Genomic DNA, 14,615 nt, shown 5'->3' with positions numbered 1-14,615 from the left:
TGACCAACTCTGCTTATAGCATAGCCAGAGTTAAGCAAATTATGTTTATCAGATGTCATACCTGTTAATAAATTTTGGTTTATACCACGAGGAATAAGCCAGACAAGATTTTACAAGAACTCTTGGAAAATTCTCTAAGTATTGAAACGGCTTTGAATATTTCTGCAACAAATCTGCGTAAATTGCTTTTTATTTGTTGTAGCCATCAATAATATCTGGAAATATGGACTTGCTGGGAAAGAGGAAAGGTGGAAATTTCAGCCTTGTCTATGTCATATTGTTTCCAGGTGATACAATCTAAAATCCCAAATCTAAAATTGGTTAATTCATCCTCCCGTACCATGCTGGTATATTGTAGTAAAAAACACGCAAATAATGATAGTCACAGTTTTTGTACTAACTGTGGGGAAGCATTACCTTTGACTGTAGGACAGGTGATAGATAATCGCTATGAAATTGCGCGTATATTGGGACAAGGTGGTTTTGGTCGGAGCTATTTGGCGATTGATAGGCAAAAATCGCGCCAAACGTGTGTTTTAAAGGAATTTGCACCCCAAATTGTGAAACCACAGGATTTACAAAAAGCTAAAGAACTATTTGAACGGGAAGCAAGTGTCCTCAAAAAAATCCAACATACCCAAATTCCGCGTTTTCACGCTTCTTTTGCAGCAAAGATTGGCACTAAGGATTTTTTCTTTTTAGTCCAAGATTATGTTGAGGGTGCAAATTATTACCAATTATTTGAAAATCGTCGAAGTCAGGGGAAATCTTTTAGTGAGGAGGAAGTTGTTAACCTGCTGCACAATATTCTCCCTGTGCTGACTTATATTCATTCTCTAGATATTGTTCACCGGGATATCTCACCGGATAATTTAATTTTACGCCAAAGTGATAATTTACCTGTATTGATTGATTTTGGTGGGGTGAAACAATTACCAGCTTCTCAGGGTTTTTGGCAGACTCAGTTGGGTGGTAATGGGACTTTGTTGGGTAAAAAGGGTTATGCACCTGAAGAACAGTTAATCCAAGGCAAGGTATTTAGAAGTAGTGATTTATACTCTTTGGCGGTGACTGCTTTGGTGTTAATTACTGGGAAGGAACCGCAATCACTCTATGATAGCTATAACGGGAATTGGTATTGGGGAAAGGAAATTAAGGTAAGTCCCAAATTAGAAGCGGTCTTAAAGAAGATGTTGGCATATAAACCGAGCGATCGCTATCAAAAAGCTGAACAAGTTCTCAAAGACTTACCTGCATCATCTTCTATTCAAACAGCAAATACCATTGCACCGACTGTTAATAGCCAAAATGTCTACATGACTAAGTTGAAAACCATGATAGCTGCACCAGGTATAAAAAGTGTTAGAGCTATTAGCAGTAAATTTCATAGTCGGACTCAACTAGCTGTTCAACAGATACCAATGCCAGTATGGTTGCGTCCTTTTGCTGTCAGCTTTTTGGGAACCAGTGCCATTGTTTTAACTGGTGCGGGGGTTTTTGCAGCAGGAAATTTTGTCTATCGTTCAGTCACATCAATTACAGTGCCGACAATTTCACTTCCACAAATACCCTTAGGAGGAAAACCAAATACTCAACCCGTTAGTGATAAAGAAACAACTCCCAGTCTGGAAAAAATTTCTAATCGTCGTCAACAGCTAGAAATTCCTTCAGGATTTTTTACAGGAACTGTAGACGAGATATTTTATACTAATAAGCCAGAATTAAGAGGACGTACCCTCACCGGCAACCCGGAAGATGCGGCATTACGTGAACAATGGTATGGTGTGGCGGAGGAATTGTTGAATAAAATAGAACGTGCCAATCTCAGTGTTGCAGCCCGCAGGAAACTGGGAAGTTATACTAGACAAGATTACGAAACTTGGGGGAAACTAGCAGAGTCAGGTAAATTGGGTAAATATAGAACTATTGAACAACTGAAAGCAGACACATATCAAAAATTTGACCCGTTGTTTCCTGGTCAAGTGCGTGGGAAACTAAATCAGCCAACCTTTTTACAAATTTGGTATGCGATCGCATCTGATAAAGTAGGGAACAGGTGATTGGGGACTGGGGACTGGGTAATGAGTAATAACCTGTTTTCTCAATTACGAATTACGAATTACGAATTACGAATTACTAATGACTAATCTTTATTGTTCTCAAGGTCATCAAAATCCGTCGGGTAGTAAGTTTTGTCTCCAATGTGGGGAGAAAATGTCGGAGATCCCTACAAATTCTGGTAGCAATGGTATTCAAGCAGGACAAACTTTAGGCGATCGCTATGTTATTGTACGTCAACTCGGACAAGGAGGGTTTGGACGTACTTATTTAGCTGAAGATATCAATCGCTTTCGGGAACCTTGCGTTTTAAAAGAATTCTCTCCCCAAGTTCAAACTCCTTACGTTGTCCAAAAAGCAGCAGAACTTTTTCAGAGAGAAGCAAGTGTTCTTTATAACCTACAGCATCCCGCAAATTCCCCGCTTCCGAGAACTGTTACGCATCAACCTAGCAGGGAAAGAATACCTATTTTTAGTACAAGATCATGTCAACGGTGACACTTATAATACTTTATTAAATAATCGCAAACAGCAAGGGTTGAAATTTACAGAAACAGAAGTACGTCAGCTATTACAGCAAATTTTACCAGTACTGGAATACATCCACTCTGTTGGTGTCATTCATCGTGATATTTCTCCTGATAACTTAATGCTTCGCACCGTTGATCAATTACCCGTATTAATTGATTTTGGTGGTGTCAAACAAGTAGCCGCAACAGTTGCTTCTCAATATTACCAAAGCGGTGCTATGACATCCCCCCCAGCGGCAACCTTATTAGGGAAAATAGGATTTGCACCCCCAGAACAAATGCAAACTGGTGTGGTGTCTCCCCACAGTGACTTATATGCTTTAGCTGTAACGGTGTTAGTTTTACTGACAGGTAAACAACCCCAAGAACTAATTGATAATTATGATTTTACTTGGCAATGGCGACGAGAAGTAAGCCTCAGTCCCATGCTAGGACAGATAATAGATAAAATGTTATCGCCAAATGTGAGCGATCGCTATCAAACAGCCCGTCAAGTTTTAGATGCACTCAACCCCCAACCAGCAACCTATCCCCCCACAGAACTACCACATCATACCAACCCACCAGTCCCTGCTTACGTTCCCACATCTGCAACTGTCGCTGTATCGTCTCCCTCTTCCCCCAAAACCCCAATACCTCAACCTGTCAATACACCCATTCCGCAACCTCCAAGCGTTTGGACACCAACAAACATCTTCATTGTCACCTTAGCTTTATCAGCCAGTATCGGTCTACTGTGGTGGGGAATCAATAACCGGACACGGAATCTAGCAGGAAGCGACCCTTTAATTACATCTAGTCCTACCCCTAGCGAAACCCCAACCCCAGAACCTTCAGATAATTATTCCCCAGCAGAAAAAGCACGCAAACAAAAATTAAATAATCTCCGGGAACAGTTAGATATAAATAATGGCTTTTATGTGAGTTTAATTAATCAAGTTTTTTGGGAAAAGAACCCCAGCTTAAAAGGGCGTAGCCTAAGCGATAGTCCAGAAGATGAAAGTTTGCGGTCAGAATGGGATAAAACCGCCTCAGAAGTCCTAGAAAAGCTCTCAGGACTCAGTTCTAATTCTCGTCGTCAGCTAGGAACTTACACTTCTTCAGAAGGCGATCGCTGGAAAGTCGAAGTTAATAAAGTCAACGTTGGTAGTCGTTCTTTATATGATTTAGGTGATGCCGCTTTTTTAAATAAATTTCCTGAACAGAAGGGTAAAGATTTTCTCAAACAACCCATTGGCCAAGTTTGGTATGGTTTTGTCAATGATCAACTTAATGCTATCCTTTCAAACAGCGCATTTCAAAGAATAGTTTTTCCTGAAGGTGGTATCAGTAAAACAGTTAGCGGAACTCTGCAACCTGGTAGGGGTAAAGTATTTATCGCTGGACTGGCCAAAGAGCAAAATATGAAAGTTGAACTAGAAGCAAATTCCCAAATTTTGCTATCAATTTATTCTCCTTCTGGGAAAGTGACATTTTTAGAAGATTCTCAACAACGTACAGTTTCTAAAACATTACCAGAAACAGGATTTTATGAATTTGTAGTTGTTTCCACAGCCACGAAACCATTAGATTATCAACTGACTCTGACAGCAGAAACTCCAACACCACCAGAACCAACTGAAACCCCAACCGAAACTCCGACAGCAAACCCAACCGAAACCCCAACAGCAACTCCAACCGAAACCCCAACTGAAGCCCCAAAAAACTAAAAATAGGGCTTACTCAAGTATCACATTGAATATCTTTTGTAGGTGCGTCAGATATCAAAAATCTGTTGACAATAACCATTTTAGAGGTTTGACGCATTGCAATACTTGTTGGTTACAGCGGTTTCCGCTATTTGCAATAATGCCATTTATACAAATATATTCCAGAACTAATGCTATTAAATGTAAATTATCGCATTTAATTAATTCATATAATTCAATAACCGCTATGCTTAGATGATATATCTGTGAAATTTTCACAAATATGTTGTTTAAGTATAGGAGATGACTATGCTCATAGAGTTTAGTATTGGTAATTACAGATCATTCAAAGATAAAGTCACTTTTAGTATGGTAGCGGCTAATATCGTCGCTAAAGAAAAAGAACTCGATGAAAATAATGTTTTTGCAGTAGATGATGAGCTTAAATTACTCAAAAGTGCCGCAATTTATGGGGCTAATGCTAGTGGTAAAAGTAATCTAGCCAAAGCTCTTATTTTTATGAAATGGTTTATGATTAACTCCTCTAAAGATACTCAAAGCACAGATAAAATAGAAGTTGAAGCATTTAGGTTAAGTACAGAAACTGAAGCACAACCATCTTTCTTTGAAATTGTGTTTATATTAGATGGGAAAAAGTATAGATATGGTTTTGAAGCTACTAAAGAAAGCATAGTTTCAGAATGGCTATTTTATGTTCCCAAGACAAGAGAAACTCGGCTCTTTGAACGGGTTTATGATGGAAAAACTGATAAAATGGAATATCTATCTAAAACATTTAAAGGTGAAGGTATTCACCCAAAAACTAGACGAAATGCGCTTTTTCTTTCAGTGGCTGCTCAATTTAACGTGGAAATAGCTGATAAAATACTAAATTGGCTCACAATTAAACTACAAATTATTTCCGGCTTAGATAATAGAGATTATTTCGATTATACATTTCGCTGTCTGACAGAGAATAATGATTTTAGAGAAGAAATTATTCAATTAATTAAAAAATTAGATTTAGGTATTAGAGAAATAAGAATAAATGAACCAGAAATAAATTATTTTAAAGCTTCGGAACTTCCTATTCATGCCAATTCTTCTCAAGAAATGCAAAATAAATTCATAGATTATACGATTAAATCTATATTGCAAAAAGCACCTCCTATTAATACTGTACATCAAAAATTTGATGAGCAAGGTAATTCTATTTCTATGGAATTGTTTGACTTAGATAATCAAGAATCTGAAGGAACTCAAAAAATATTTGCTATTGCTGGGTTATTAGTAGATACTCTTAAAAATGGTAATATTTTGATCTTTGATGAATTTGACGCGAGACTTCACCCTTTAATCAGTAAAGCAATAGTTGAATTATTTAACTCTAAAGAAACAAATTTTAATAATGCACAACTAGTATTTATGACTCACGATACAAACTTGCTGAGTAATAAACTTTTTCGTAGAGATCAGATTTGGTTTACCGAAAAAAACAAATATGGTGCTACAGATTTATATTCCTTAGCTGAATATAAAATTAGAAATGATGCCTCATTTGAAAGTGATTATATCAAAGGTAGGTATGGCGCTATTCCTTTTATTGGTAATTTAAGTCAAATCATAAGTGAATCTAATGCCTAAAAAAAGTTCGAGTGCATCATCATCTCGTGGTTATTCTGATAGAAAAGTTGCAACTAGAGATATCATAGAAAGATTTTTAATTATTTGTGAAGGTGACAAAACTGAGCCAAATTACTTCGAGAGTTTTCGCGTCCCTAAAGATGTAATTGATGTCAGAGGATTCGGATATAATCCCAGTAACTTAGTAGAAAAGGCAAAGGAGTTAAAAGTCCAAGGAGATTATGATCAAGTCTGGTGTGTATTTGATAGAGATGATTGGACTAAACAGGATTTTAATAATGCAATTGCAAACGCTAAACGAGAAGGATTTCAAATTGCTTACTCTAATGAAGCTTTTGAATTATGGTATGTATTGCATTTTGAATTTCTCAATACTGGACTTCCTCGTAAAGATTACATAACTAAGTTAGAAAAATGGCTAAAACATAAATATAAAAAGAATAGTGATATAATTTATGAGGAGTTAGAGATTTTTCAATCTACAGCAATCAAACACGCTAAAAATCTTCTCAAACAATATGATCCTGAAAATCCAGAAAGTGATAATCCTTCAACAACAGTACATCAGTTAGTTGCAGAGTTAAACAGATTTATTCGATAATGTTTGTAGAATAATTACAATTTGTATTTTCTAGACAAATCTAATGTTAATTGACCTGTCCATATTTTTATTTAATTTCAACCCAATTTAATCTATGCCTTCAGAAAAATTTTATCAAAAACAATTTCTTAATTTTATAAAAACCGTTCCCAATAATAGCTATTTATATGGTAGCCAATTTATTGAGGAAGTTCCGCTGAGATACGATACTGAAAATAGTGTCGCCAGAGGGGAAGATATAAAGTTTATGCCAGACTATAGAGCAGACATAATAGAAATTGATAGTGAGTTAAACCTTCATCTCTGGGAAGCAAAATTGCTACACGCTGATGACTTGCTGAAAGGAAAAATTATAGGACAATTATTATTCTATGATTTTCTATTTTCTACTAATCCTATTTCTTCAAATATAGATATTCTTCGAGCCAAGGGAATAGATGAGACTATATTAAATGAGTTGGCAAAAAAGGATTCCCTCGATTTCAAAACATGGAATATATTAATATGTGGTGGACAAGGTTATGAAATATCAGCAGGAGTAAATCCTATTATTTGGACATATGTTGGAGGCTTAGAGAGGTATCTAAATGAAGGATTTATTGTTGACACTTGGCATTTTTATGAAACCCAAGAAAAATATGACTTAAAGAATATATGGGATTTAAGCATTTATAAACCAGAATTATTACATCCTGATGCCTATCAAGCTTTTCTAGATTCTAAAAATATGACTGAAGAGGATTGGGAAGGTATAATTTTTCAAGAACAATGGGAAGATGCAGTTTTTAATTTTTTGGAAAGTCTCGGTATTAAAGAAGAAGAAAAAGAGAATATTTTAGAGGCTTTCTATAATTATGAAGAAGATGAAATTCAAAAAAATTATTTGGAATCAATAGGAATAGATATTGAATATGCCAATAATATCATAGTTGAATCTATAACAAAAATACGCGAAGAAACAAGAGTCATTTTTACTAGAAGTAGGTTTCCTTATTGTCCTATAAGTGAAAGACCAGAATAAGATTGGAAAGGTATTATTTTTCAATATATAGTGGTAAATGAGGTTTTAATTTTTTTAAGAATTGGTATTCAAGAAGAAAAAGAAAATATTGAGGATTTTTATAAATATGAAGAAGATAAAATTCAAAAAAAATATTATTTAGGATCATTTGCTCAACTGATAGCATAATGGCTAAATAAAACTAGGGTGGGCATCGCCCACCAAAATTTACTAAAGCTTAAACTTCTCAGTGATCCGTTTCATTGCTTCTTCCACATTTTCCCGACTATTAAATGCAGAAATGCGGAAATAACCTTCACCAGCAGCACCAAAACCAGATCCTGGTGTTCCTACAACGTTAACGGTTTGCAATAGCTTATCAAAAAATTCCCAACTAGATAGACCATTGGGAGTTTTCACCCACACATAAGGTGCATTCACACCACCATAAACTGATAAACCTGCGTTGGTGAGTTGTTCACGGATAATTTTAGCGTTTTCTAAATAGAAACTTACTAAAGCTTTGATTTGCGCTTGTCCTACTTCTGAATAAACCGCTTCTGCACCTCTTTGGACAATGTAAGAAACGCCGTTAAATTTGGTAGATTGACGACGGTTCCAGAGTTTCCAGAGTTCTACGTCGGAACCATCTGCGGCTTTAGCGGTAAGGTTTTTGGGAACAACGGTTAAAGCGCAACGTGTGCCGGTGAAACCTGCATTTTTGGAGAAAGAACGAAACTCAATTGCACAATCTCTAGCACCTGCAATTTCATAAATAGAATGGGGCAGGGTAGGATCTGTAATGTAGGCTTCGTAAGCAGCATCAAAGAAAATAATCGAACCGTTGGCTTTGGCGTAGTTTACCCAAGCTTGTAAATGTTCTTTGGTAGCAGTTGCACCGGTGGGGTTATTGGGAAAGCAGAGATAAATTAAATCTACTTTTTGGGTAGGAATTTCTGCGGTGAAGTTGTTATCTGCGGTGACAGGTAAATAAACTAAACCCTCAAATTCGCCTTTTTCATTAGCGTCTCCAGTGTTACCCGCCATGACGTTGGTATCTACGTAAACTGGATATACAGGGTCAGTAACAGCGATAATGTTATTTTTGCCAAAAATCTCTAAAATGTTGCCTGAGTCGCACTTAGAACCGTCGGAAATGAAGATTTCATCAGCTTCTATGGCTGCACCTCGTGCTTGGAAGTCTTGGATAGCAATTTTTTCCCTTAACCAAGCATAACCTTGTTCTGGGCCATATCCTTTGAAAGTAGAGCGATCGCTCATTTCTTCCACTGCTTTAATCATTGCAGTCCGGCAAGCTTCTGGCAAGGGTTCAGTTACATCACCAATTCCCAATCTGATAATTTTAGCATCTGGGTTAGCTTGGGCGAAAGCATTCACCCGACGGGCAATTTCCGGGAACAGGTAGCCAGCCTTGAGTTTTAAGTAGTTGTCGTTAATAGTAGCCATTCTAGATTTTGAAGAAACGCACTAAAATAGCTTACTGTAAATAATTCCAGGACTTATGCAAAAACTCTCTGAAACTTTCTTTTCTTCGAGACACTGCCTAAACGTAGTTCATTATAGAAAGAAGATTTTTATCACCAAATAGAATAAGCCGCTACAGGTCTTATCCTGAGACGACTTGGGAATTTTAGGCTACATACAAGTTTAATTAATCTTGAATGTAAGCCATCAAATGTTACGGAGTATTAATTACCAAGGGTGCGACGACGACGAGCCATTACCATACCACTAGCTACTAAACCTAAACCTACTAAAGAAGCTGGTTCGGGAACTTTGTTCTTAGGAGGCTCTTGAGGTTTGATATTAGAGAGAAACAATGAAGCGTGAGATAAACCTTGAGCAGTTCCTTTACCATTTGTGGAAACACCAATGGTATTATATGCTGCCTTTAAAGTTGTACCTTGGAAATTTTCAAAGAGATAGGCACTATAACTGTTACTAGCTTTCAGACTCACTACAAATGTCTTGCCTAAAAAGCTTGTCAAGTTTCCTGCCAATGTCAAATCACCATCAGCAGTGTTATCTGCGGTAAAATTACCACTATCTGATTTGCCAGCTAGTATCCATTGCACGCCAGTACCAATTTCGCTACTAAACAAATTATCATTTAATTTATCTAGTAAAGTGCCTTTTTCGCCTGTATCATTACCTGCAAATGCACCCTCGCAAGCTGTAGCACTGAGTGCGCCAAACTTAACATTTGAATTATTACAAGCAAGACCAGTTAGACCACCGTCAGCAATGCTGCTGCTAACAACTTCAGGGGTTTTGTCTTTAGGGGTTTTGTCTTTAGTGCTGTTATCTTGAATTTTGCCACCTTTCTCAGCGTATGCTGGTGCAGCGATTGAAGTATAAACAATTCCGGTTGCTAATAATGCAGAAGCTAGTAAAGTGGAGAATTTAGATTTCATCTAACTTGGTTTCCTTATTTATTTGTGTAAGTTTTCGTTTGTTACTGCCGATGTGTTCTATTTTACGATTATTTTTTGAGATGTCAAATAGTAAAGGTATTATTTTTGCCATACTTTTATATAAGTAAAGCTTGTTTGAAGGTAAGATAAAGTTGCTCTAGGGTGATTGACAATGCTTGACTGTGTAGAAAAAATGGTTAACAACCACCATTAATCCTTGTCCAGCAAGCTTTTTCCAACCCAGATGAAATTTATAAGTGTAGGATTTTGTGCAGTATGGGGGTAGCTTAAAAACTCCATCAAAATAGATAGTAGTCAATTTATATGAAGACAAATTACGGGAAATTACGTACATTTTTCCATATAGAGAGATGATAGTTAATCCATTCCCATTTACTTATGTATGTAAACGGCTGAAAGCATGATAAATCGATCCTGTAATGGCTACAGAAGTCATGATCATGACGACAACAGTCGTGAAAATATGTATCTTACTGATATTTGACAGAGAATACCCTGAAGGTAAACCAAATCATAAAAACCCAAAATCACATCAACTATGATTCAAAATCTTGATCATCCGAGAATTTCTATCATCATTCCGACTCTGAATGAAGCGGAAAATATCAAAAATGCGATCGCAAGTACCCAACCCAGTACAAATATAGAAATAATTATCGTTGATGGTGGTTCTCAAGATAGTACAACAGCGATCGCACAATCATTAGGTGCAACTATCGTCTCCTCTCAACCTGGACGCGCAATCCAAATGAATGCTGGTGCAGCAGTAGCTACTGGTGAAATTCTCCTCTTTCTCCATGCTGATACCCTTTTACCACCTGGGTTTGACGACATGATTCGCACCACCTTACAACAACCGGGGATTATAGCTGGTGCTTTTGCATTGCGGATAGATGCACCGCATTGGGGTTTGCGACTGGTAGAATGGGGAGTAGAAGTGCGATCGCGCTTTTGGCAAATGCCCTATGGTGATCAAGCAATTTTTTTAACTCAAGTAGCATTTGCAAAAATTGGTAACTTTCTTGAATTGCCAATTATGGAAGACTTTGAACTCATCCGCAGGTTAAAAAATCAGGGCAAAATCTCTCTTATTTCCATACCTGTAATTACATCCTCCCGCAGATGGTTAAAAAAAGGAATTTTCATCACCACCTTCCTTAACCAAATCATCATCTTTGCCTATCTACTCGGTATTTCACCAGAACGCATCCGTAAATTGTATCGTTGGGAAAAATTCAAGAGAATTTAATCTCTTTCTCATTTAAAGAGCGTATTTTAGGAGATGATAATTGGTAAAAATCGGATTAACCCCATAATGCCAAATCATAAATCCAGATTAAATAGCAAATTACAACTATTATTATTAAGTTTCCTAATTGCCACCCTGATTATTGCCACTAAATTTATCAATTTTCAGGAATTTTTACAAATTTCAGTAACTTGGGTACAAAATCTAGGCATTTTTGGGCCAATTGCATTTATTATTATCTACAATTTGGCAACCTTACTGTTTATTCCTGGTTCCCTACTAACTCTCAAAGGTGGTTACTTATTTGGCCTATTTTGGGGGTCTGTATATGTATTAATAGCCGCACTTATCGGCTCTATCCTAGCTTTCGCCATTGGACGTTATCTATCACAAGATTATATTTGCCGACAGCTTGAAAAATATCCTAAATTTAAAGCCATTGATTTAGCAGTAGCGAAAGAAGGATGGAAAATCGTCTTACTAACTCGGCTTTCTCCCATCTTTCCTTTCAATTTATTAAATTATGCTTTTGGGGTAACAAAAGTCTCCCTTAAAGACTATATATTCGGTTCACTTGGCATAGTTCCTGGTACAGTAATGTACGTTTACATTGGCTCAATAGCTGGTAACATTGCCATGATTAACACACCAAATCAACCAACCAATCCAGAAACACAAATTTGGCAATGGATAATGCAAATAATTGGTCTAATTGCTACAATCAGCATGACTTGTTATCTAACAAAAATTGCTCAGAAAGCTCTCAATCAAAGTGTGTCAGTAGTTGGAAATCCACACTCACTAAATGATCAATCAAATCGCTAAATAAAAATAATTTACATCTCCTAACACTTTTAAATTATGAATAATCCAATTTCCACAAAAACCTTTCAGAACTTATGCAAATCGCATATTAGCAGGGTGTATCAGACCTATAAATTTATTATTATCAACAGACTTACGAGATCTGGCGCACCTGCTAAAAATATTAAAGGTGACACTTGCGGAAGTCCTGCCTTTATCATTAACAAAAACTTGCAGAAATTAGCAAAGCTGTGTACTTTTACCTTATTCGCATTTAGCATAGCTGGCTTATTACATACAGACTTAGCCTTAGCACAAGAATCTATTAATTCATCTACTTTTAATCCTCAAGAAATTTTACGCAATGCCTTACAGTGGATTGATAATTTGGGTACAGTGGGGGCAATAGCCTTTATTGGCATTTATATTATTGCCACAGTTGCATTTTTACCCGGTTCAATTCTCACATTAGGTTCTGGTATAGTCTTTGGCGTAATTTGGGGATCTATATATGTTTTTATTGGTGCAACTATAGGTGCAACAGCAGCATTTATAGTAGGACGTTATCTAGCTAGAGGATGGGTTTCTCAGAAAATTGCCGATAACAAAAAATTTGCAGCTATTGATCAAGCTGTAGGTAGAGAAGGATTAAAAATTGTTTTATTAATGCGACTTTCGCCAATATTTCCTTTCAACTTATTAAACTACGCTTTGGGAATTACAGGTGTATCTCTCAAAGATTATATTATCGGTTCTATAGGTATGATTCCCGGAACAATAATGTACGTTTACATTGGTTCCCTAGCTGGAAATTTAGCACTAATTGGCACTGAAGCTCAACCAGGTAATCCTACTTTAAATTGGGTAGTTAGAATCGCAGGTTTAATAGCCACAGTTGCAGTTTCATTGTACGTTGCTCACATAGCAAAAAATGCCCTAGATGAGGATATTTTGTAAAAAGTATTATCGCTATTTTTATATTCAGTAGGGGCGGGGTTTCCCCACCCTCTATATCTGCTACCTCCGAACTCCGACCTCCGACCTCCGACCTCCGAACTCCTGCTGTAACTGTTAAACTTCTTTTCTTAGCTGTTCCACCACTTTATGCAAATCACCCGTATTCAGACGATAACTCAAAGGATGAACAATTAACCTGGCCGTACTTTCATACAAAGTTGCAATTTCTACCAAACCATTTTCGCGCAAAGTCTTACCCGTAGAAACAATATCCACAATCGCCTCAGACATCCCCGTAATTGGGCCTAATTCTACTGAACCATACAAAGGAACTATTTCTATAGGCAAATCCAGACTTTGAAAATATTCCCGCGCACAATTGACATATTTAGAAGCAACTCGACCATGAGCAGGTAGATCTATCGGCAACTTGTAGGAACTAGAAGCTTTTACAGCCACACACATTCTACAATAACCAAATTGCAAATCCACTAATTGTGCAACTTGCGGTTTTTTTTCTTGTAGTACATCGTAACCAACAATACCCAGTTGCGCCTGACCGTATTCTACATAAACAGGTACATCCTGCGCCCGTACTAACAGACCTTTCGCTTGTCCACTAGCATCAGAAATTTGCAGTTGGCGGTTTCCAGAATCTAAAAAAGCACTAAAATCTAATCCTACAGATTGCAACAGCCGGATGCTATTTTTAAGTAATTCCCCTTTTGGTAGTGCAACAGTCAGCATTCTTTTTCTTGGTGTCTTTATCTTTGCGGTTAATTATATGCTTACTACAAGCAGCATGAGAATTTTATTAGTTGATGATGAATTTGAACTCACAGATCCCTTAAGCCGCATCTTAACTCGTGAAGGTTATATTGTAGATACTGCTTATAATGGAACAAGCGGCAGCCAACTTGCACAAACAGGCACTTATGACTTACTAATTTTAGATTGGATGTTGCCAGGAAAAACAGGGTTGGAAATTTGTCAGGAATTACGCCGACAAGCTAAAACTACCCCCGTTCTATTTCTAACAGCCAAAGATACTCTAGATGACCGTGTACAAGGTTTAGATGCTGGTGCAGATGATTATTTAGTGAAACCCTTTGAACTGCGGGAGTTACTAGCAAGAGTCCGTGCTTTGTTGCGGCGTTCAGGCGTTGAGTTGCATAGCACTTCATCACTACGTTTAGTAGTAGCTGATTTAGAACTAGATGTAGAAAACCAAATATCTTATCGTCAAGGCCGAATTATTGAGCTATCCCAAAAAGAAAGTCAGCTACTACAATATTTTATGGAACACGCTGGACAATTGCTGACTCACGGGCAGATTATGCAACATTTATGGCAAGATGATGAACAACCAGGAAGTAATGTCATCGCTGCATTAATTCGCTTGTTGCGGCGTAAAATTGAAGTAAATAGTGAATCTGCACTCATTCATACAGTTTACGGCAAAGGCTATCGTTTTGGCTCTGTCGTAATGGAATAAGTTTACCTTCATATTTCTAATTACTCTTAGTTGATACATAACTTAAAAAGTGTTTTTTTTAATAAGCTCAATCTATATCATTCAAATTACATCTAAAAAAATCATAAATACAAATATTAATCTTATAATAATA

12 protein-coding genes and 1 pseudogene are annotated in these 14,615 nt (G+C 36.9%); 10 read left to right on the top strand and 3 right to left on the bottom strand.

Going from position 1 to position 14,615, the window contains the following annotated elements; all coding sequences use genetic code 11:
• Positions 1-341: 341 nt before the first annotated feature.
• The 6 genes and pseudogenes from ACOWPH_RS18835 to ACOWPH_RS18810 all read left to right on the top strand — a co-directional run bounded on the left by ACOWPH_RS18835 (position 342) and on the right by ACOWPH_RS18810 (position 7,710).
• Positions 342-2,060 carry a serine/threonine-protein kinase gene (locus ACOWPH_RS18835; protein ID WP_015216917.1) on the top strand — a complete coding sequence of 573 codons (1,719 nt, stop codon included), beginning with the start codon at positions 342-344 and terminating at the stop codon, positions 2,058-2,060.
• A gap of 79 nt (positions 2,061-2,139) precedes the next feature.
• Positions 2,140-4,297, top strand: a pseudogene (locus tag ACOWPH_RS18830) (protein kinase domain-containing protein).
• A gap of 288 nt (positions 4,298-4,585) precedes the next feature.
• Positions 4,586-5,920 (top strand): AAA family ATPase, encoded by a 1,335-nt coding sequence (locus ACOWPH_RS18825; RefSeq protein ID WP_015216915.1) that lies wholly within the window; start codon positions 4,586-4,588, stop codon positions 5,918-5,920.
• Positions 5,913-6,521, top strand: a complete 609-nt coding sequence (locus ACOWPH_RS18820; protein WP_015216914.1) for an RloB family protein — start codon at positions 5,913-5,915, stop codon at positions 6,519-6,521. The genes ACOWPH_RS18825 and ACOWPH_RS18820 overlap by 8 nt, the downstream gene beginning before the upstream one ends.
• A 94-nt stretch (positions 6,522-6,615) precedes the next feature.
• The gene (locus ACOWPH_RS18815) at positions 6,616-7,542 is read left to right on the top strand and encodes a hypothetical protein (RefSeq protein ID WP_015216913.1); all 927 of its coding nucleotides are present in this window, start codon (positions 6,616-6,618) and stop codon (positions 7,540-7,542) included.
• A gap of 30 nt (positions 7,543-7,572) precedes the next feature.
• Positions 7,573-7,710: a hypothetical protein gene (locus tag ACOWPH_RS18810; protein ID WP_015216912.1), complete on the top strand. Its 138-nt coding sequence runs from the start codon at positions 7,573-7,575 to the stop codon at positions 7,708-7,710.
• A 42-nt stretch (positions 7,711-7,752) separates the two neighbouring features.
• On the opposite strand, the gene ACOWPH_RS18805 is transcribed toward ACOWPH_RS18810, so the two are convergent.
• Both ACOWPH_RS18805 and ACOWPH_RS18800 read right to left on the bottom strand, forming a co-directional pair.
• Positions 7,753-8,988 (bottom strand): LL-diaminopimelate aminotransferase, encoded by a 1,236-nt coding sequence (locus ACOWPH_RS18805; RefSeq protein ID WP_015216911.1) that lies wholly within the window; start codon positions 8,986-8,988, stop codon positions 7,753-7,755.
• Positions 8,989-9,230: 242 nt separating this feature from the next.
• The gene (locus tag ACOWPH_RS18800) at positions 9,231-9,956 is read right to left on the bottom strand and encodes a PEP-CTERM sorting domain-containing protein (RefSeq protein WP_015216910.1); all 726 of its coding nucleotides are present in this window, start codon (positions 9,954-9,956) and stop codon (positions 9,231-9,233) included.
• Between the two features lie 559 nt (positions 9,957-10,515).
• On the opposite strand from ACOWPH_RS18800, the gene ACOWPH_RS18795 reads away from it, so the two are divergent.
• The 3 genes from ACOWPH_RS18795 to ACOWPH_RS18785 are packed head-to-tail and all read left to right on the top strand — an operon-like array spanning position 10,516 to position 12,987.
• Entirely contained in the window at positions 10,516-11,226 is a 711-nt protein-coding gene (locus ACOWPH_RS18795) for a TIGR04283 family arsenosugar biosynthesis glycosyltransferase (protein ID WP_015216909.1), read from the top strand.
• 33 nt (positions 11,227-11,259) lie between these two features.
• Positions 11,260-12,051 (top strand): TVP38/TMEM64 family protein, encoded by a 792-nt coding sequence (locus tag ACOWPH_RS18790; protein WP_015216908.1) that lies wholly within the window; start codon positions 11,260-11,262, stop codon positions 12,049-12,051.
• A gap of 36 nt (positions 12,052-12,087) precedes the next feature.
• Positions 12,088-12,987: a TVP38/TMEM64 family protein gene (locus ACOWPH_RS18785; protein WP_015216907.1), complete on the top strand. Its 900-nt coding sequence runs from the start codon at positions 12,088-12,090 to the stop codon at positions 12,985-12,987.
• Positions 12,988-13,101: 114 nt separating this feature from the next.
• On the opposite strand, the gene hisG is transcribed toward ACOWPH_RS18785, so the two are convergent.
• Entirely contained in the window at positions 13,102-13,734 is a 633-nt protein-coding gene (hisG, locus tag ACOWPH_RS18780) for an ATP phosphoribosyltransferase (RefSeq protein ID WP_015216906.1), read from the bottom strand.
• A gap of 55 nt (positions 13,735-13,789) precedes the next feature.
• On the opposite strand from hisG, the gene rppA reads away from it, so the two are divergent.
• The gene (rppA, locus tag ACOWPH_RS18775; protein WP_015216905.1) at positions 13,790-14,482 is read left to right on the top strand and encodes a two-component system response regulator RppA; all 693 of its coding nucleotides are present in this window, start codon (positions 13,790-13,792) and stop codon (positions 14,480-14,482) included.
• The last annotated feature ends 133 nt before the right edge of the window (positions 14,483-14,615 follow it).

This window comes from Anabaena sp. PCC 7938, from assembly GCF_049315035.1.
Taxonomy (GTDB): Bacteria; Cyanobacteriota; Cyanobacteriia; order Cyanobacteriales; family Nostocaceae; genus Anabaena; species Anabaena cylindrica.
Note: the sequence above shows the minus strand (reverse complement) of the source record. Positions and strands in the feature narration are given on the sequence as shown.

Bases quoted from the DNA above. Each gene is read 5' to 3' on its own strand.
- ACOWPH_RS18785 (WP_015216907.1), top strand. From the start codon at position 12,088: ATGAATAATCCAATTTCCACAAAAACCTTTCAGAACTTATGCAAATCG.
- ACOWPH_RS18825 (WP_015216915.1), top strand. From the start codon at position 4,586: ATGCTCATAGAGTTTAGTATTGGTAATTACAGATCATTCAAAGATAAA.
- ACOWPH_RS18795 (WP_015216909.1), top strand. From the start codon at position 10,516: ATGATTCAAAATCTTGATCATCCGAGAATTTCTATCATCATTCCGACT.
- hisG (WP_015216906.1), bottom strand. From the start codon at position 13,734: ATGCTGACTGTTGCACTACCAAAAGGGGAATTACTTAAAAATAGCATC.
- ACOWPH_RS18815 (WP_015216913.1), top strand. From the start codon at position 6,616: ATGCCTTCAGAAAAATTTTATCAAAAACAATTTCTTAATTTTATAAAA.
- ACOWPH_RS18835 (WP_015216917.1), top strand. From the start codon at position 342: ATGCTGGTATATTGTAGTAAAAAACACGCAAATAATGATAGTCACAGT.
- ACOWPH_RS18820 (WP_015216914.1), top strand. From the start codon at position 5,913: ATGCCTAAAAAAAGTTCGAGTGCATCATCATCTCGTGGTTATTCTGAT.
- ACOWPH_RS18790 (WP_015216908.1), top strand. From the start codon at position 11,260: ATGATAATTGGTAAAAATCGGATTAACCCCATAATGCCAAATCATAAA.
- ACOWPH_RS18805 (WP_015216911.1), bottom strand. From the start codon at position 8,988: ATGGCTACTATTAACGACAACTACTTAAAACTCAAGGCTGGCTACCTG.
- ACOWPH_RS18800 (WP_015216910.1), bottom strand. From the start codon at position 9,956: ATGAAATCTAAATTCTCCACTTTACTAGCTTCTGCATTATTAGCAACC.
- rppA (WP_015216905.1), top strand. From the start codon at position 13,790: ATGAGAATTTTATTAGTTGATGATGAATTTGAACTCACAGATCCCTTA.